Origin of the sequence: Pseudomonas sp. NFACC13-1 (genome assembly GCF_900104425.1) — a bacterium.
Classification (GTDB): Bacteria; Pseudomonadota; Gammaproteobacteria; order Pseudomonadales; family Pseudomonadaceae; genus Aquipseudomonas; species Aquipseudomonas fluorescens_AA.
This window is the reverse complement of sequence record NZ_FMXV01000037.1, coordinates 1-16,418: the sequence shown is the minus strand read 5'-3', so window position 1 is coordinate 16,418 and position 16,418 is coordinate 1. Positions and strand designations below refer to the sequence as shown.

The following is a 16,418-nucleotide window of genomic DNA, read 5'->3' as shown; positions in this document are numbered from 1 at the left end:
CGTATAATGCCCCGCATTGCCACTTGGTATGGATGAACGGATTGCATATGACTGAACAGCGCCCGATTGCGGTCCTGGGGGGTGGGAGTTTCGGTACCGCCGTGGCTAACCTGCTGGCCGAGAACGGTCACCCGGTGCGCCAGTGGATGCGTGACCCGGAACAGGCCGAGGCCATCCGGGTCAACCGCGAAAACCCGCGTTACCTCAAGGGCATCAAGATCCGCCCGGAAGTGGTACCGGTGACTGACTTACAGGCCACCCTGGAGGGCAGCGACCTGTTCTTCGTCGCCTTGCCGTCCAGTGCCTTGCGCTCGGTGCTGGCGTCCCATGCCGAGCGCTTGAGCGGCAAGTTGTTGGTGAGCTTGACCAAGGGCATCGAAGCCCAGACCTTCAAGCTGATGAGCGAGATTCTCGAAGAAATCGCCCCCAAGGCGCGGATCGGTGTGATTTCCGGGCCGAACCTGGCGCGGGAAATCGCCGAGCACGCCTTGACCGCCACGGTGGTCGCCAGCGAGGACGAAGCGCTGTGCCAACGGGTCCAGGCCGCACTCCATGGCCGCACCTTTCGGGTCTATGCCAGCGCCGACCGTTTCGGGGTGGAGCTGGGCGGGGCGTTGAAGAATGTCTATGCCATCATCGCCGGCATGGCGGTGGCGCTGGGCATGGGGGAGAACACCAAGAGCATGCTGATCACTCGCGCGCTGGCGGAAATGACCCGCTTCGCCGTCAGCCAGGGTGCCAATCCGATGACCTTCTTGGGATTGGCCGGGGTGGGCGACCTGATCGTCACCTGTTCCTCGCCCAAGAGCCGCAACTACCAAGTCGGTTTTGCCCTCGGCCAAGGCTTGAGCCTTGACGAGGCCGTGTCGCGCCTGGGTGAAGTGGCTGAAGGGGTCAACACCCTCAAGGTGCTCAAGGCCAAGTCCCAGGAGGCGGGGGTGTATATGCCGCTGGTCGCCGGGCTGCACGCGATTCTGTTCGAAGGGCGCACGCTTGAGCAGGTGATCGAGCTGTTGATGCGTGGCGAACCGAAGACCGACGTCGATTTCATTTCCACCAGCGGTTTCAACTGAACCGCTATTGACCGCAAGCAGGAGCGAGCCATGAACGATCCGCAAGGGCAACCCCAATACGAATCCATCCTGCTGCGTGTGCTGTGGATGGTGGTCTATCTGCTGGTCTGGCAGGTGGCGCAATTCATCCTCGGCGCCGTGGTTCTGGTGCAATTGATTTATCGGCTGATCTACGGCGCGCCCAGTGCCAGCCTGATGAATTTCGGCGACAGCCTGAGCCAGTTCCTGGCGCAGATCGGCCGCTTCGGCACCTTCCACAGCGACCAGAAGCCTTGGCCGTTCGCCGACTGGCCGACCCCACGCACGCCTGAAGGCGAAGCGCCACACGCCGTGGCTCCGGCACCGCATCCCGTCCGGGACGAGGAGCCGAAGCTATGAAACTGTGGGTATTGCGTCACGGTGAGGCAGAGCCCCATGGTGTCCGTCCCGATCCGGAACGAGTCTTGACGGTGCACGGCCGCGAGGAGGTGTTGCTCAGCGCCGGCCGGTTGATGGGCGAGCCGTTGCGGGCCATCTACGCCAGCCCTTATGTGCGGGCCCAGCAGACCGCGCAACTGGTACGTGAAGCACTGGGGTTCGAACCTGAACTGATCACCGTTGATTGGCTCACGCCAGAGACCCGGCCGGCGGAGGTGCTAAGGCATCTGGAGGATCAGGACGATGTACTGCTGGTCAGCCATAACCCATTGGTGGGCAGCCTGCTGGGCTTGCTGCAGCACGGCCATCTGCAACAACCCGAGCAAGTGCAAACCGCCGGCCTGGCCGAGCTGGAAGGCGATATGCCGCTGGCCGGGGCGATGGTGCTCAAGGGCATCAGGCACCCCTGAACAGAGCGGTTGCAGGACTGGGCAAGACAACAATCACACAGGAAGGGCAACGATGAGTCTGTGGCGCACCACCCCCGACATCGAGAAACTGAACGCGGCCGGTAAAAACACCATCAGCGAAGTGCTGGACATTCGGTTCGAGTCCTTCGACGACGAATCCCTGACCGCCAGCATGGTGGTCGATCAGCGCACCCATCAGCCGTTCGGCCTGCTGCATGGCGGTGCTTCGGTGGTGCTGGCCGAAACGGTCGGCTCCATGGCTGCCTATCTCTGCGTGGACACCAGCAAGTTCTATTGCGTGGGCCTGGAGATCAACGCCAACCATCTGCGCGGTGTGCGCAGTGGACGGGTGACCGCCACGGCCCGGGTGGTCCACCTGGGGCGCACCACCCAGGTCTGGGACATCCGCCTGGTCAACGACGAGGGCAAGGTCAACTGCGTGTCGCGCCTGACCATGGCGGTGGTGCCGGTGGGTGAGCAGCCGCCGGGACGGTGAAGCCCGATTGATGTTTGTGACGGATGGGCAGCTCTTGTGGCGAGAGCGCTTGCTCCCGCTGGGGTGTGTAGGAGCTGTCGAGTGCAACGAGGCTGCGATCTTTCCCCAGACACTTGAGTCCCAAGTGAAAGATCAAAAGATCGCAGCCTTCGGCAGCTCCTACGGCGCAGGCTTGCATCGCCCGACACCATAGCCCAAGCCCGACTGTCATCATTCCTGTCAGTTACGGTCATTGCCGCGCCGTCGGGTTCTGCGGACAATCTGCCGCAGTTCCCCCAATGGATCGGCTGTCATGTCGCAACAGATTTTTTTCGCCCACGCCAACGGTTTCCCCTCGGCCACTTACGGCAAGCTGTTCGCCGCATTGGCGCCGCAGTACCAGGTCGCGCATCTGGAACTGCATGGCCATGACCCGCGTTTTCCGGTGGACGATAACTGGCACAACCTGGTGGACGAACTGATCCATCACCTGGAACAGCAACCGGCGCCGGTGTGGGGCGTTGGCCACTCCCTGGGCGGCGTGCTGCACCTGCACGCGGCGTTGCGCTGCCCGCAGTTGTATCGCGGCGTGGTCATGCTCGATTCGCCAGTGCTGACCCGTACCGACCAGTGGGTGATCCTGGCCGCCAAGCGCCTGGGGTTCATCGATCGCCTGACCCCGGCGGGCCGGACGCTGGGGCGGCGCGAGGAGTTCGCTGACCTGGAATCCGCCCGGCAGTATTTTGCCGGCAAGACACTGTTTCGCGGCTTTGACCCGGATTGCTTCGACGCCTACCTGCAACACGGCCTGCAACAAGTCGGCGGCCGGTTGCGCCTGCGCTTCGACCCGGCCACGGAAATCAGTATCTACCGCGGCGTGCCGCACACCAGCCCGGGACGGCCCCGTAAGCTCAAGGTGCCGCTGGCGGTGGTGCGCGGCCGGCAGAGTCGCGTGGTGATGCGGCATCACACCCGTTCGGTGGGGCGTATGCTCCATGGCGAATCCCTGAGCATGCCCGGCGGCCATATGTTTCCCCTCGAACGCCCACAAGACACGGCCAATCTGCTCAAGAACCTGTTCCAGCGCTGGGAAGGGCGTAGCGCATGAGCATGGTCGAGGAGGTCCGCCTGAGCCTGCCTCACATCGAGTTGGCGGCTCATTTGTTCGGCCCGGAAGACGGGCTGCCGGTGATTGCCCTGCACGGTTGGCTGGACAACGCCAACAGCTTCGCCCGTCTGGCGCCCAGGCTCGCGGGGCTGCGGGTGATCGCCCTGGACATGGCCGGTCACGGTCATTCCGGGCATCGACCGCCGGGCGCCAGCTATGCCTTGTGGGACTATGTCCATGATGTGCTGCAAGTGGCCGAACAACTGGGCTTGAAGCGCTTCGCCCTGCTGGGGCATTCCATGGGCGCCATTGTCTCGCTGGTGCTGGCCGGTTCCCTGCCGGAACGGGTGACGCACCTGGGGTTGATCGACGGAGTGATTCCTCCTACAGCCAAAGGCGATAACGCGGCCGAACGCATGGGCATGGCCCTGCAAGCCCAGTTGGATTTGCAGCAAAAACGCAAGCCGGTCTATAAAACCCTCGACCGGGCCATCGAAGTGCGTATGAAGGGGTTGGTAGCGGTCAGCCGCGAGGCCGCCGAGTTACTGGCCCAGCGTGGCCTGATGCCGGTGCCCGGGGGCTATACCTGGCGCACCGACAACCGCCTGACCCTGCCATCGCCCCTGCGCCTGACCGAGGAGCAGGCCATGGCGTTCGTTGCGCGGGTCGCTTGTCCGGCGCATCTGGTGGTGGCGGCCGACGGCATGCTGGCCCAGCACCCGGAACTGCTGGAGCGTCTACCCTTCAGTCATGAGCAGTTGCCGGGCGGCCATCATCTGCACCTTAACGATGAGGTCGGTGCCGGGCTTGTAGCAGACTGTTTCAATCGGTTCTTCACTGTTCCTTGACTTGCGCCGGGCAACTGTCGAGGCTGGGCGGGTTGAAAGGGAGACAACCATGACAGACCTCTGTTTGCCAGCCTCGCGGTGCATCGGCGACGCCCGTCGCGTCCAAGCGTCCCAGGCCAAGCCGATCCGATGAAATTATCCGTTCACTTACTCGTCCTGCTGGTGCTGGCCTGCTTCAGCCCGGCGTCGTTCGCGGCCGATGTGCCGGGCAGTCGCGACCTGGATCGCGTGCCACGCATGCCCGATGCACAGATCGTCGATTATCGGCAAACCAGCGACCTGGAACGTGTCTACCCCATGGGCTCGATCCGCAAGATCAGCGGCCAGTTGCGCTTTGACGGCCAAGTCGATGCCCGTGGGAATGTCACGTCGGTCACCTATGAGCTGCCGCCGGAACATTCCGCGACCCAGGCCTTCACCGCGGCGCGCGAAGCGTTGCAGAAACAGGGCGCCGAGCTGTTGTTCTGGTGCCAGGCCCGCGATTGCGGCGAAAGCAGCCTGTGGGCCAACGACGTCTTCGGCAATGCCAAGCTCTATGGCGCCGACAACGGCCAGGCCTTCCTGCTGCTGCGCCTGGCGCCGCCCGCGGACAACACGCTGATTGCGCTGTATGCCATCACCCGTGGCAATCGCAAGGCCTACCTGCACGTCGAGCAGTTCGAGGCGAATGCTGCGTTGGGGGACTTGCTGCCGACATCGGCCACCCTGTTGCGCCAGCTCAAGGACACCGGAGTCCTGGACTTGCCGCGTCTTGCCGGCGAGCCGGACGACACCTGGTTGCGCCTGTTGTCCCGGGCGCTGAACCTGGACACGGGCCTGCGGGTCAGTATCGCCGGGCCCCGGGCCGAGGACTGGCTCGAGGCGCTGGCGGGCCAGGGCGTCCGGGCGGCGCGCATGGAGGCCGCCAGCGGCGAGGCGGCGGGATTGCACCTGGAGTTGCTGCGCTAAGCTGTCTCGGGGCGGTGGTTTCACAGCCGTGCCCCGGTCCTGTTCATTTTTTCGAGACCCTACATGCTCAATAACGATCGGCTGTTGGTGCAGATCCTGCTTCTGGTGTTGTTCGGCGCAAGCCTCTGGGTCATGGCGCCGTTCTGGTCGGCGCTGTTCTGGGGCGCGGTGCTGGCGTTCGCCAGCTGGCCGTTGATGCGCCTGCTGACCCGCTGGGTCAATGGTCGCGAATCCCTGGCGGCGGCGTTACTGACGGTGGGCTGGATGCTGCTGGTGGCGGTGCCGCTGGTGTGGTTGGGTTTCAACCTGGCCGACCATGTGCGCGATGCCACCGCGTTCATCAGGGACGTCCAAGTCGATGGCTTGCCCGAAGCCCCTGACTGGCTTGCCGCTATTCCCCTGGTGGGGGGGCGGTTGGTGGGCATCTGGAACAGCATCGATCAGCAGGGCGCGGCCATGATGGTGTCCATCAAGCCGTACCTGGGACAGGTCGGCAACTGGCTGTTGGCCCGCAGTGCGCAGATTGGCGGCGGCATACTCGAACTGACCCTGAGTATTGTGTTCGTGTTCTTTTTCTATCGCGACGGCCCGCGCCTGGCGGCGTTCGTCCATGGTTTGCTGGAACGTCTGATTGGCGACCGTGCCGGTTACTACATCGAACTGGTGGCCGGTACAGTGCAGCGGGTGGTCAACGGCGTGATCGGCACCGCGGCGGCCCAGGCCGTGCTGGCGCTGATCGGCTTCCTGATCGCCGGGGTGCCGGGGGCGCTGGTACTGGGGATCGCCACGTTCCTGCTGAGCCTGATCCCCATGGGGCCGCCCCTGGTATGGATCCCCGCCACGGCTTGGCTGGTGTGGAAGGGGGAATACGGGATGGCGGTGTTCCTCGGCATCTGGGGCACCTTCATCATCAGTGGCGTGGACAACGTGCTCAAACCCTACCTGATCAGCCGTGGCGGAAACCTGCCCCTGGTCATCGTGTTGCTGGGGGTGTTCGGCGGGTTGATCGCCTTCGGTTTCATCGGCCTGTTCATCGGCCCGACCCTGTTGGCGGTGGCGTACAGCCTGTTGACGGACTGGAGCAAGAGCCAGGCGCGATAGTTTGAGTGCCTCGCTCCCACAGGGCAGACAAGGGCTTAGCGGCGAGGCAGGCTGATCACCGCCGTCAACCCACCCCCCGGCGTTTCATCCAGGCTCAACTGCCCGCCCAGGCGTTCGGTGGCTTCCCGGGCGATGGTCATGCCCAGGCCGACACCGCCGGAGTTGCGATTGCGCGAGCCTTCCAGGCGGAAAAAGGGCTCGAACACCGCCTCGCGTTTGTCCGCCGCAATACCGGGGCCGTGGTCGATGACCCGGATCGATACCTGGTGTGGCTGGTCTTGCAGGGCAATCAAGGCATGGCCGGCGTAGCGCAGGGCGTTGTCGATGAGGTTGTTGAGGCACGAGCGCAGTGCCATGGGTTGCACCTGCAGTGGGGCGCAAGCGCCGCTGACCTGCACATCGGCGCCCTGGTCCTGGGCGTTTTCGCTCAATGACTCCACCAAGGCCTGCACGTCCATCCATTGCAGCGCTTCACTGGTGCGTTGTTCGTGCAAGTAAGTCAGGGTGGCATCGAGCATGCCGATCATGTCGTCCAGGTCCTGGCGCATCTGGCCTTGCAGCTTGATGTCATCGATCTGTTCCAGGCGCAGCTTGAGCCGCGAGAGCGGCGTGCGCAGATCGTGGGACACCGCGCCGAGCATGCGCGAACGCTGCTGCACCTGCTCGCGGATCCGTTGCTGCATCAGGTTGAACGTATGGGCTGCCTGCCGTGCCTCACGGGGGCCGTTTTCATCCAGCGGCGGGCTGTCGAGGTTTTCGCTCAGGCGCTCGGCGGCATCGCTCAGGCGTTGGATCGGTCGGGTCAGGAGCTTGGCGCCGTACCAGGCCGCGATGATCAGGAACACGAATTGAAAGGTCAGTGGCACCACCGGGCCACCGAACCAGGGACGCGGACGATGGTTGGGGGGCGGGCCGAAGCGCGGGGGGGCTTCGCCTTGTTGGCTCATTCCTGGCGGTGGCCCGGGGGGCGGCTGGTCGTAATGGAAAAACCAGGCAAAGGCCAACAGATGCGCCAGGACAATCGCCAGTAGCAGCACGCCAAACAGGCGGCCAAACAGTGAGTCCAGGCGCAGTCGCATCAACCGATGTCCCGGGCATCGAACAAGTAGCCCTCACCGCGTACGGTCTTGATCAGTTGGGGGGCCTTGGGATCGTCGCCCAGCTTCTGGCGCAGGCGCGATACCAGCAAGTCGATGCTGCGGTCGAACGCTTCGATGGAGCGGCCGCGTGCCGCGTCCAGCAGCTGTTCGCGGCTGAGCACCCGGCGCGGCCGTTCGATGAAGACCCACAACAGGCGAAACTCGGCGTTGGACAGGGGGACCACCAGCCCATCGACCGAGATCAGTTGGCGCAGCACGCTGTTGAGCCGCCAGTTGTCAAAACGGATATTGGCCCGTTGCTCGGTACGGTCGTCACGTACCCGGCGCAGGATTGTCTGGATACGCGCCACCAGTTCACGGGGTTCGAACGGCTTGGCCATGTAGTCATCGGCGCCCAGTTCCAGGCCGATGATGCGGTCGGTGGGTTCGCAGCGGGCGGTGAGCATCAGGATCGGGATGTCCGATTCGGCGCGCAACCAGCGACACAACTGCAAACCGTCTTCACCCGGCAGCATCAGGTCGAGCACGACCACGTCGAAGTGCTCGGCCTGCATCGCCTGGCGCATGGCCGCGCCATCGGTCACGCCGCTGGCCCGTATGCTGAAACGGGCCAGGTAGTCGATCAGCAGCTCGCGGATCGGCACGTCGTCGTCGACGATCAGCGCACGGGTGCTCCAGCGCTTTTCGTCGTCGGACACTTTTTGATAGTCAGAATTTGCAACAGGGGTGTTCTGCATGGATGCATCATCTGCCAGGTAGGCTGCCAACCGCGAAGAAGGCGGCGAGGTAGAGGCTTCAGCATAGGCGTCGTGCCGCGCGGCGTGAAGCGCTGAAAGAGCGGGTTGCGGCGGCGGACGGTAGCGTGTCGACGTGTTGTACGCATGTCATGAATGTATCGGCTTCGACACAAAGGCCGCTATCGTCCATGCTGCTGGGGGGCGATGAGATTTACCGATCATCGGGTCCCGCACGGGCGCTCGTTCCGCTACAATGCGCGCCGATTTCGACTTGCCTGAGAGCCCGCTCATGTCCGCCTGCCAGACGCCCATTATCGTCGCCCTGGATTTCCCCACCCGTGACGCCGCCCTGAAGCTGGCCGACCAGTTGGACCCCACGCTTTGCCGGGTCAAAGTCGGCAAGGAACTGTTCACCAGTTGCGCTTCGGAAATTGTCGGGACCCTGCGTGACAAGGGTTTCGAAGTGTTCCTGGACCTGAAGTTCCACGACATTCCCAACACCACCGCCATGGCGGTCAAGGCGGCTGCGGAGATGGGCGTATGGATGGTCAACGTGCATTGCTCCGGTGGCCTGCGCATGATGGCGGCCTGCCGTGAAGTGCTGGATCAGCGCAGCGGCCCGAAACCGTTGCTGATCGGCGTGACCGTGCTGACCAGCATGGAGCGCGAGGACCTGGCCGGGATCGGACTGGACATCGAGCCTCAGGAGCAGGTGCTGCGGTTGGCGGCGCTGGCGCAGAAGGCCGGCCTGGACGGTCTGGTCTGTTCGGCCCTGGAAGCTGGCGCCCTGAAAGCGGCCCACCCGTCGTTACAACTGGTGACCCCGGGGATTCGTCCGGCGGGCAGCGCCCAGGACGACCAGCGTCGCATCCTGACCCCGCGTCAGGCGCTGGATGCCGGTTCCGACTACCTGGTGATCGGTCGCCCGATCAGCCAGGCCGCCGATCCGGCGCAGGCGCTGGCGGCGGTCGTGGCCGAACTGGCCTGAGCAAACTGATATCCCTTGTGGGAGCGAGCTTGCTCGCGATAGCGGTATGTCAATCAATAGCAATGTTGACTGACAGGGCCTCATCGCGAGCGAGCTCGCTCCCACAGTTGTTTTGTGTCAGACCTTGAGTACGAGTTTTCCGAAGTTTTCCCCGCTGAACAATTTGGTCAGCGTCTCGGGGAAGGTCTCCAGCCCTTCCACAATGTCTTCCTTGCTCTTGAGCTGCCCTTTGGCCATCCAGCCGGCCATTTCCTGCCCGGCGGCGGCGAACTGCGCGGCGTAGTCCATCACCACGAAACCTTCCATGCGGGCCCGGTTGACCAGCAGTGACAGGTAGTTGGCGGGGCCCTTCACCGCTTCCTTGTTGTTGTACTGGCTGATGGCACCGCAAATCACCACGCGGGCCTTGAGGTTCAGGCGGCTGAGCACGGCATCCAGGATGTCGCCCCCGACGTTGTCGAAATACACATCCACGCCTTTGGGGCATTCACGCTTGAGGCCGGCGTGGACGTCTTCGTTCTTGTAGTCGATGGCGCCGTCGAAGCCCAATTCATCGACCAGGAATTTGCATTTGTCGGCACCGCCAGCGATGCCCACCACACGACAGCCTTTGATCTTGGCAATCTGCCCGGCGATGCTCCCCACCGCACCGGCGGCGCCCGACAGCACCACGGTCTCGCCGGCCTTGGGCGCGCCGACCTCCAACAGAGCGAAATAAGCGGTCATGCCGGTCATGCCCAGGGCGGACAAATAACGTGGCAGCGGTGCCAGTTTCGGATCGACTTTGTAGAAACCCCTTGGCTCGCCGAGGAAATAATCCTGCACACCCAGGGCACCGTTGACGTAGTCCCCGACCGCGAACCCCGGGTTGTTCGAGGCAATCACTTGGCCGACACCCAGCGCCCGCATCACTTCACCGATGCCTACCGGCGGGATGTAGGACTTGCCCTCGTTCATCCAGCCGCGCATGGCCGGGTCCAGGGACAGGTATTCGTTCTTCACCAGGATCTGGCCGGCTGCCGGTTCGCCCACCGGTACTTGCTGATAGGTGAAAGTCTCGCGGGTCGCGGCGCCTACCGGGCGTTTGGCGAGCAGGAACTGGCGATTGGTCTGGGCAGTCATGGTTGGCACTCAAGATGAATGAAGACTTGTTGATAGACCTTCGAGGCGTTTGCCGCAAGGTTCGCCGCCCCAGCGAATGCACTTCGATCCAACCCAGTGATAGTGCCTCCAGGGCTCTTATCACTGGCGCCCATGAACGCCCAACCGGCATCTGGATAGTGCTGCCGTGCCGCGCCAGGCTGTGGCTACACTGGCGCGACCCCGCATTCTTCGAGGAACAGACAATGAGCATGACGTTTTCCGGACAGGTCGCCGTGGTAACCGGCGGCGCCGCCGGCATTGGCCGCGCCACGGCCCAGGCGTTCGCGGCAGAGGGCCTGAAAGTGGTCGTGGCCGACCTGGACGTGGCAGGCGGCGAGCGTACGGTGCAGTCGATTCGCGATGCGGGCGGCGAAGCGGTATTCGTGCGCTGCAACGTGACGCTGGAAAGCGATGTGCAGCAGCTGATGGACCAGGTGATCAAGACCTATGGGCGCCTTGACTACGCCTTCAACAACGCCGGGATCGAGATCGAGAAGGGCAAATTGGCCGATGGTACCCTCGATGAGTTCGACGCGATCATGGGGGTCAATGTGAAGGGCGTCTGGTTGTGCATGAAGTACCAGCTGCCCCTGCTGCTGGCCCAGGGCGGCGGTGCCATCGTCAACACGGCCTCGGTGGCGGGCCTGGGCGCTGCGCCGAAGATGAGCATCTATGCCGCTTCCAAGCACGCTGTGATCGGCCTGACCAAATCGGCCGCCATCGAATACGCCAAGAAGAAGATCCGCGTGAATGCAGTGTGTCCGGCGGTGATCGATACCGACATGTTCCGTCGTGCCTATGAGGCGGATCCGAAAAAGGGCGAGTTCGCCAATGCCATGCACCCGGTGGGGCGTATCGGCAAGGTCGAGGAAATCGCCAGCGCCGTGCTCTATTTGTGCAGCGATGGCGCGGCGTTCACCACCGGCCACTCCCTGGCGGTGGACGGCGGCGTCACGGCGTTCTGAGGACGTTTCCCTGAGCTTGTAGGAAGAAGCCCGCACTGGTTGCGGGCTTTTTCTTTGGCCGGGGGAAACATCCTCGGAGCGGCCTATCAATGTGTTTCAAAGGGTGAGAATCGGCGGTTTTGGCGACGTTGTCGTACATCGTTCGCGGGTGGCCTGTGCTTAACTGTTTCCGGAAATAAAACAAACGCTTAGGAGTTTGGTTACTCATGGAGTTGAGAATCGACCGGCAGGCCTTGGTGCCTGTCGTGCAGCAAATCGTCGACGCACTGACCGGCTGGATCCGACAGGATGCGGTGCAACCGGGGACTCGCCTGCCGTCGGTGCGCCAACTGGCGCGGCAGAACCTGCTCAGCCAGTCCAGCGTCAATGAAGCGTGTGAGCGCCTGGTTGCCCAAGGCCTGTTGGCGTCCCGGCATGGCTCCAGCTTTTTTGTCGCGCCAGCCGCCACATCCGGGCACGCGTGCATCGACCCGGATCGGCGGCAGGATAGGCCCGCCGAGGGCGGTGATTCCCCGTCCGGGGCGTTGAAGCTGGGGTGTGGCGGGTTGCCCGAGAGCTGGCGTGAAAGCGATGACCTGGGTTATGCGATCCGGCAGGTCACTCGCACCGACATGGCGGGGTTGTTCAACTACAGCACGTCGCTGGGGCTGCCCGCCCTGCGTGAGCAACTGTCCAGGCGCCTGAAGCAATTCAATATCGAGGCCGATAAAGACCTGATCCTGACCACCACCGGGGCGACCCATGGGCTGGACCTGATCGTGCGGACACTGTTGCAGCCAGGCGCCTGCGTGGTGGTGGAGAGCCCTGGCTATTCAAGCCTGTTCGACCTGCTCAGGTTGCACAAGATCGATATGATCGAGCTGCCCAGGACCCCGCGCGGTCCGGACGTCGATGTGTTGCAAGACTTGTTGGCGACCCACCGGCCCAGTGCGCTGTTCGTCAACAGTGCCTGTCACAACCCGACCGGCAGCAACCTGGCCCCGGCCGTGGCCCAACGGTTGTTGCAACTGACGAAGCAACACGCCGTGCTGGTGATCGAAGACGACGCCTATGGCGACTTCCAGAACTCGGCACGGACCCGGTTGGCAGCGCTGGATGCCGACGTGGTCTACGTGGGCAGTTTCTCGAAGACCCTGAGCAGTTCGTTGCGCGTCGGTTTCGTGGTGGCCGGGCCGTCCATCATCGCGCGCCTGAGCGAGGTCAAGGGCATCACCAGCATGGGTGGGTCGCGGTTCTGTGAGTCGGTGCTGGCCAATCTCCTGGCCAATGGGGCCTATCGCAAACTGGTCCAGCGCCAGCGCCAGCGTTTGGGCGTCGATACGGCGGCGTTGTTGCAGGTATTGGAGGATGCCGACTGGGAGGTCTTTGGCAAACCGGCCGGCGGGCTTTTCATTTGGGCAAGACCGCCAATCAGTGACTACGCTGGATTACAGCGTCTGGCCAAGCGGTTCGGCGTATTGTTGTCTTCGCCCACGGCCTTCAGCCCTTCGGGCGCCGACAGCGACTGGCTACGGATCAACGTAGCCTATGCCCGTGATCCCCGGGCGCTGGGTTTTTTCCGGGCCGCGGCTCTGGATCGACCTCAAGTGTCCTGAAAACGACGCGGCTGTAGCTTTTTGCCATTATTCCGACGCCAGCATCTTGTGTTGCAGGGCGTCTCGTTGCGAATCTGCAATCAACACACACTGGCAGAGGACTGAGCGCAATGATTTCGGCCGTGCAAGGACGTTTTGCCAACCTGGGTATGGCAAAAAAACTGGGTATCGGATTTGTCCTGGTGCTGCTGTTGACCGCTGTGGTCGCGGCCATCGGCGTCTGGTCCCTGCAGACCATCAGCTATCGCTTCGATGGCCTGAAGCAGATGTCGTCCCTCAACAGCGGGTTGCTCAAGGTCCGGCTGCTGGAGCAGGAGTACGCCTCGCGCTCCGACCCCAAGACGGCCGATGCCCTGCGCCAGGGTGTCGACGGGCTGCTGGCCATGGCGAACGAGCTCAAGGCGCAGTCGCCTGCCAACGTGCCGGTGATGAACGACGTTGAACAGGCGCTGGGCGCGTATCGCAAGGCATTCGACGAGTTTGTCGGGTTGAGCCAGAGCAAGGACCTGGCGCTGGAAATGGCCAGTTGGTCGGTGTCCAGCGTGGCCAACAATCTCGATGTATTGCAGGCCGGGCTGGCGGATGACGGTACCTATGCCTTGAAGGACTCCGAAGGCAAGGAAGGGGCCGAGTTCATCGAGCAGGCCAACCAGATCAGCGAAGTGTCGCGGTTGATGTTGCAGGCCATGAACGAAGCGCGGGTCCGTTTGGACCAGAGCCGCAAAGGCAATGTCGAGGGCGCCGGAGAAGGTAGCATCGAACAGGCCGAGCAGGCCATGAAACTGGCTGAAGCGCTCAAGACCACGGTCAAGGACCCCGGTTACCAGACCGTGCTTAATGAAGTGGCCGGGCATATCGCTGGGTTCAATGAGCAACTGGCCGAGTACACCGGCCTGTTGGCGAAGGAAAAAGTCGTCTACCAGCAACTGCACGAGCGTGCCGACCAAGTGGTGGCGCGGGTCGACCAGGCCTTCGGTGCCGAAGACCAGGCCATGCAGACCGAACTGAAGAAGAATTCGCTGCTGATCATTGGTTCGTCGGCCTTGGCGTTGCTGGTGGGATTGATCGCGGCGTGGGTCATCACCCGGCTGATCGTGACGCCGCTGCGCAGTGTCATTCGTGTTGCCCAGCGGATCGCGGCGGGTGACTTGAGCGCCACGGTGGAAGTGACGCGCCGGGACGAGATTGGCCAGTTGATGCAGGCGATGCAACAGATGGGCGCAGGGCTGAGCAGTATCGTCAGCGGCTTGCAGGCCGGGATCGAGCAGTTGGCCAATTCGGCGCAGTCGCTGTCGGCTGTGACCGAGCAGACCAACCTGGAAGTCAGCAGCCAGAAAGAGGAAACCGAGCAGGTCGCCACGGCCATGAACCAGATGACGGCCACCGTGCACGATGTGGCGCGCAATGCCGAAGAAGCGGCACAAGCGGCCCAGACGGCCGACGACAAGGTCGAAAGCGGCCAGCAGGTGGTGCGCCAGAGCATGGTGCGCATCGAACAACTGGCCGATTCGGCCACGTCGGCCAGTTCCAGCATCGAAAGTCTCAGCGCCGAGATCCAGAACATCGGCACGGTGCTGAGTGTGATCAAGAGCGTGGCCGAGCAAACCAACCTGTTGGCCCTCAACGCCGCTATCGAGGCGGCCCGTGCCGGGGAGCAGGGCAGGGGCTTCGCGGTCGTGGCCGATGAGGTGCGGGCCCTGGCCAGGCGCACGCAACAGTCCACCGAGGAAATCGAGCGACTGGTGAGCGCCTTGCGTTCAGCGGCCCAGGCTTCTGTGCAGCAGATCCAGAGCAGTGGCGAGCTGGTGAAGATGGCGGTCAGCGACGCGCTGCAGACCGAGAGCGCGTTGGGCAGCATTGCGGCGGCGGTGTCGTTGATCCAGCAGATGAACCAACAGATCGCCGCGGCAGCCGAGCAGCAGAGCTCGGTGGCCGAAGAGATCAACCGCAGTGTCACCAGCATTCGCGCCAGTGCTGATCAATCGTCCCTGGCGATGCGCGGCAATGCCGCTTCCAGCATCGAGCTGGCGCAGTTGGGGGTTGAGTTGAAAGGAATGGTGGGGCATTTCAAGTTGTGACGCAGTAACGAGAGCTTGTTACGAGAGGGCATCCGTTGGGTGCCGCGCCCTCATGGGGCGGTATGAACTTGTGAGCCGTAGGAACCGTAGGAGCTGTCGAGTGCAACGAGGCTGCGATCTTTCCCCTAACGCTTGAGCCTCAAGCGAAAGATCAAAAGATCGCAGCCTCGTTGCACTCGACAGCTCCTACAAGCTCGTACTTTCGCCACGATGAGGCTGCGTTGCCTCAGTCGTAGACCTTCTTCTTCTTCCACTCGTCGTTTATTTCGTCGTCCTTCAAGCCTTCGGTCAACTGGTTGACCTCGCCCTCGACCGGCTGGGTGCTGGCCAGGACCTGGGCATTGGCGCGGGCCAGGAGTTTCTCCAGGTAGGCCAGTTGCTCGGCGTAGACCTGTGGTTCCTGTTGCTTGCGCAGGTACTGCACGCCGCGCTCGAAGGCCAGGCGAGCCTGACCGGGTTGTTCTTGCTGCAAAGCCTGCTGGCCGAGGTTGTTGAAGAACTCGATGTGCAGCAGCACCAGGATGTGCCGCACTTCGCGGATCCAGCGCTTGGCTTCGTTGGGCGGCAGGAAACCGTCCTGGGCGGCGCGGGTGATCTGGCCATGCAAGGCCTCGAGCAGAAAGCGAACGTCCTTGGCCTTGGCTTCGGTCTGGATCGGTGCCGGTGGATTGCTCACCGGGATCGACTCCCCCTGGGCAGCCAGTGCGCTCAGTTCATCCAGGCGTGCCTTGACCGCGGAATTGGTTTTTTCCAGGTTCAGCAGGCGCTGGCAGACATTCATCTCGAGGCGCGTCATCAACAACTTCAGGGCAGGGGTCATCAACTGCCCGGGGAATGTTTCGGTGAGCTCGCCACAGCGACGCATGCGGTCGTTGAGTTCTACCTTGGTGCGGGCCTTTTCCAGCTTGTTGTTTTCCACCACGTGGTTCATGTAGCCAATGGCGATCAACAGGGCGATCCCGGCTACGACGAGCAGGGTGATCATGAGTGGTGTCACCGGTAAGACCTCTTTATTAGGGTACGCATGTCATGAGTGTAGTGGCTTGGCTTTTAAGCGCATAGGCCCGAGCGACGTGATTAGACGGGCGTCGTGCTGTTTATAGGATGCATGATCGGGTAAGAGCACATTGCCATCATTTGTCGGGCGCGACTATAGCGTCTCGGCGGGCGACAGAATATAGGCGTCAGAGACCGGACGAGCAAAATGCGCGGATCGCCCCCAAACCGGGCGAAGTCATTGATTTAAATAAATTTATATCTGGGGGTTGACGACCCTTCAATCCATCCATAGAATGCGCGCCACTTACAGCGTAAAGCACTCAGCCAAACGCTCTAGGCAGTGAATGTTGTACGTGTGTCCCCTTCGTCTAGTGGCCTAGGACACCGCCCTTTCACGGCGGTAACAGGGGTTCGAGTCCCCTAGGGGACGCCA

General features: G+C 62.9%; 16 protein-coding genes, 1 tRNA gene and 1 pseudogene. 14 read left to right on the top strand and 4 right to left on the bottom strand.

Going from position 1 to position 16,418, the window contains the following annotated elements; all coding sequences use genetic code 11:
* Positions 1-47 precede the first annotated feature (47 nt).
* From BLQ55_RS28630 to BLQ55_RS28595, 8 genes are all read left to right on the top strand, one after another.
* Entirely contained in the window at positions 48-1,073 is a 1,026-nt protein-coding gene (locus tag BLQ55_RS28630; RefSeq protein WP_092201822.1) for an NAD(P)H-dependent glycerol-3-phosphate dehydrogenase, read from the top strand.
* A gap of 30 nt (positions 1,074-1,103) precedes the next feature.
* Positions 1,104-1,451: a DUF4389 domain-containing protein gene (locus BLQ55_RS28625; RefSeq protein ID WP_053123936.1), complete on the top strand. Its 348-nt coding sequence runs from the start codon at positions 1,104-1,106 to the stop codon at positions 1,449-1,451.
* Complete coding sequence (sixA, locus tag BLQ55_RS28620) at positions 1,448-1,900, top strand: phosphohistidine phosphatase SixA (RefSeq protein WP_092201824.1); 453 nt, start codon at positions 1,448-1,450, stop codon at positions 1,898-1,900. The genes BLQ55_RS28625 and sixA overlap by 4 nt, the downstream gene beginning before the upstream one ends.
* A 52-nt stretch (positions 1,901-1,952) precedes the next feature.
* Positions 1,953-2,396, top strand: coding sequence for a hotdog fold thioesterase (locus tag BLQ55_RS28615; RefSeq protein ID WP_092258847.1), 444 nt, complete (start codon positions 1,953-1,955; stop codon positions 2,394-2,396).
* A 292-nt stretch (positions 2,397-2,688) separates the two neighbouring features.
* Positions 2,689-3,483: an alpha/beta fold hydrolase gene (locus tag BLQ55_RS28610; RefSeq protein WP_092258844.1), complete on the top strand. Its 795-nt coding sequence runs from the start codon at positions 2,689-2,691 to the stop codon at positions 3,481-3,483.
* Positions 3,480-4,331 (top strand): alpha/beta hydrolase, encoded by an 852-nt coding sequence (locus tag BLQ55_RS28605; RefSeq protein ID WP_092201828.1) that lies wholly within the window; start codon positions 3,480-3,482, stop codon positions 4,329-4,331. Before BLQ55_RS28610 ends, BLQ55_RS28605 begins: the two co-directional genes overlap by 4 nt.
* A 129-nt stretch (positions 4,332-4,460) precedes the next feature.
* Positions 4,461-5,279 (top strand): DUF4892 domain-containing protein, encoded by an 819-nt coding sequence (locus BLQ55_RS28600; protein ID WP_092201830.1) that lies wholly within the window; start codon positions 4,461-4,463, stop codon positions 5,277-5,279.
* 63 nt (positions 5,280-5,342) lie between these two features.
* A complete protein-coding gene (locus tag BLQ55_RS28595; RefSeq protein ID WP_092258841.1) occupies positions 5,343-6,380 on the top strand; it encodes an AI-2E family transporter in 1,038 nt (345 codons plus the stop codon).
* Between the two features lie 35 nt (positions 6,381-6,415).
* Here BLQ55_RS28595 and BLQ55_RS28590 read toward each other — a convergent pair whose 3' ends face one another.
* Together BLQ55_RS28590 and BLQ55_RS28585 are read right to left on the bottom strand one after the other, a co-directional pair.
* Positions 6,416-7,459, bottom strand: a complete 1,044-nt coding sequence (locus BLQ55_RS28590) for a sensor histidine kinase (protein ID WP_092258839.1) — start codon at positions 7,457-7,459, stop codon at positions 6,416-6,418.
* Positions 7,459-8,217 (bottom strand): response regulator, encoded by a 759-nt coding sequence (locus BLQ55_RS28585; protein WP_092258836.1) that lies wholly within the window; start codon positions 8,215-8,217, stop codon positions 7,459-7,461. The genes BLQ55_RS28590 and BLQ55_RS28585 overlap by 1 nt, the downstream gene beginning before the upstream one ends.
* Positions 8,218-8,506: 289 nt before the next feature.
* On the opposite strand from BLQ55_RS28585, the gene pyrF reads away from it, so the two are divergent.
* A complete protein-coding gene (gene pyrF / locus BLQ55_RS28580) occupies positions 8,507-9,205 on the top strand; it encodes an orotidine-5'-phosphate decarboxylase (RefSeq protein WP_060741184.1) in 699 nt (232 codons plus the stop codon).
* Positions 9,206-9,322: 117 nt separating this feature from the next.
* Here pyrF and BLQ55_RS28575 read toward each other — a convergent pair whose 3' ends face one another.
* Positions 9,323-10,327 (bottom strand): NADP-dependent oxidoreductase, encoded by a 1,005-nt coding sequence (locus BLQ55_RS28575; RefSeq protein ID WP_092258833.1) that lies wholly within the window; start codon positions 10,325-10,327, stop codon positions 9,323-9,325.
* A gap of 224 nt (positions 10,328-10,551) precedes the next feature.
* Between BLQ55_RS28575 and BLQ55_RS28570 the strand changes: the two genes are divergently transcribed.
* The 4 genes and pseudogenes from BLQ55_RS28570 to BLQ55_RS33015 all read left to right on the top strand — a co-directional run bounded on the left by BLQ55_RS28570 (position 10,552) and on the right by BLQ55_RS33015 (position 14,986).
* A complete protein-coding gene (locus BLQ55_RS28570) occupies positions 10,552-11,313 on the top strand; it encodes an SDR family oxidoreductase (RefSeq protein WP_092201840.1) in 762 nt (253 codons plus the stop codon).
* A 206-nt stretch (positions 11,314-11,519) separates the two neighbouring features.
* A complete protein-coding gene (locus BLQ55_RS28565; RefSeq protein WP_092201841.1) occupies positions 11,520-12,908 on the top strand; it encodes an aminotransferase-like domain-containing protein in 1,389 nt (462 codons plus the stop codon).
* Positions 12,909-13,018: 110 nt separating this feature from the next.
* Positions 13,019-14,077: pseudogene (locus BLQ55_RS33020) on the top strand (methyl-accepting chemotaxis protein); the annotation flags it as partial.
* Between the two features lie 27 nt (positions 14,078-14,104).
* Positions 14,105-14,986 carry a methyl-accepting chemotaxis protein gene (locus BLQ55_RS33015; protein WP_371128556.1) on the top strand — a complete coding sequence of 294 codons (882 nt, stop codon included), beginning with the start codon at positions 14,105-14,107 and terminating at the stop codon, positions 14,984-14,986.
* 226 nt (positions 14,987-15,212) lie between these two features.
* Here BLQ55_RS33015 and BLQ55_RS28555 read toward each other — a convergent pair whose 3' ends face one another.
* A complete protein-coding gene (locus BLQ55_RS28555) occupies positions 15,213-15,971 on the bottom strand; it encodes a hypothetical protein (RefSeq protein ID WP_072406400.1) in 759 nt (252 codons plus the stop codon).
* A 371-nt stretch (positions 15,972-16,342) separates the two neighbouring features.
* Between BLQ55_RS28555 and BLQ55_RS28550 the strand changes: the two genes are divergently transcribed.
* Positions 16,343-16,418: transfer RNA gene (locus BLQ55_RS28550), tRNA-Glu, on the top strand.

What these genes read in the sequence shown, in the direction of transcription:
- BLQ55_RS28630 (WP_092201822.1), top strand. Translation starts at nt 48, where the DNA reads ATGACTGAACAGCGCCCGATTGCGGTCCTGGGGGGTGGGAGTTTCGGT.
- BLQ55_RS28625 (WP_053123936.1), top strand. Translation starts at nt 1,104, where the DNA reads ATGAACGATCCGCAAGGGCAACCCCAATACGAATCCATCCTGCTGCGT.
- sixA (WP_092201824.1), top strand. Translation starts at nt 1,448, where the DNA reads ATGAAACTGTGGGTATTGCGTCACGGTGAGGCAGAGCCCCATGGTGTC.
- BLQ55_RS28615 (WP_092258847.1), top strand. Translation starts at nt 1,953, where the DNA reads ATGAGTCTGTGGCGCACCACCCCCGACATCGAGAAACTGAACGCGGCC.
- BLQ55_RS28610 (WP_092258844.1), top strand. Translation starts at nt 2,689, where the DNA reads ATGTCGCAACAGATTTTTTTCGCCCACGCCAACGGTTTCCCCTCGGCC.
- BLQ55_RS28605 (WP_092201828.1), top strand. Translation starts at nt 3,480, where the DNA reads ATGAGCATGGTCGAGGAGGTCCGCCTGAGCCTGCCTCACATCGAGTTG.
- BLQ55_RS28600 (WP_092201830.1), top strand. Translation starts at nt 4,461, where the DNA reads ATGAAATTATCCGTTCACTTACTCGTCCTGCTGGTGCTGGCCTGCTTC.
- BLQ55_RS28595 (WP_092258841.1), top strand. Translation starts at nt 5,343, where the DNA reads ATGCTCAATAACGATCGGCTGTTGGTGCAGATCCTGCTTCTGGTGTTG.
- BLQ55_RS28590 (WP_092258839.1), bottom strand. Translation starts at nt 7,459, where the DNA reads ATGCGACTGCGCCTGGACTCACTGTTTGGCCGCCTGTTTGGCGTGCTG.
- BLQ55_RS28585 (WP_092258836.1), bottom strand. Translation starts at nt 8,217, where the DNA reads ATGCAGAACACCCCTGTTGCAAATTCTGACTATCAAAAAGTGTCCGAC.
- pyrF (WP_060741184.1), top strand. Translation starts at nt 8,507, where the DNA reads ATGTCCGCCTGCCAGACGCCCATTATCGTCGCCCTGGATTTCCCCACC.
- BLQ55_RS28575 (WP_092258833.1), bottom strand. Translation starts at nt 10,327, where the DNA reads ATGACTGCCCAGACCAATCGCCAGTTCCTGCTCGCCAAACGCCCGGTA.
- BLQ55_RS28570 (WP_092201840.1), top strand. Translation starts at nt 10,552, where the DNA reads ATGAGCATGACGTTTTCCGGACAGGTCGCCGTGGTAACCGGCGGCGCC.
- BLQ55_RS28565 (WP_092201841.1), top strand. Translation starts at nt 11,520, where the DNA reads ATGGAGTTGAGAATCGACCGGCAGGCCTTGGTGCCTGTCGTGCAGCAA.
- BLQ55_RS33015 (WP_371128556.1), top strand. Translation starts at nt 14,105, where the DNA reads ATGCAGGCGATGCAACAGATGGGCGCAGGGCTGAGCAGTATCGTCAGC.
- BLQ55_RS28555 (WP_072406400.1), bottom strand. Translation starts at nt 15,971, where the DNA reads ATGATCACCCTGCTCGTCGTAGCCGGGATCGCCCTGTTGATCGCCATT.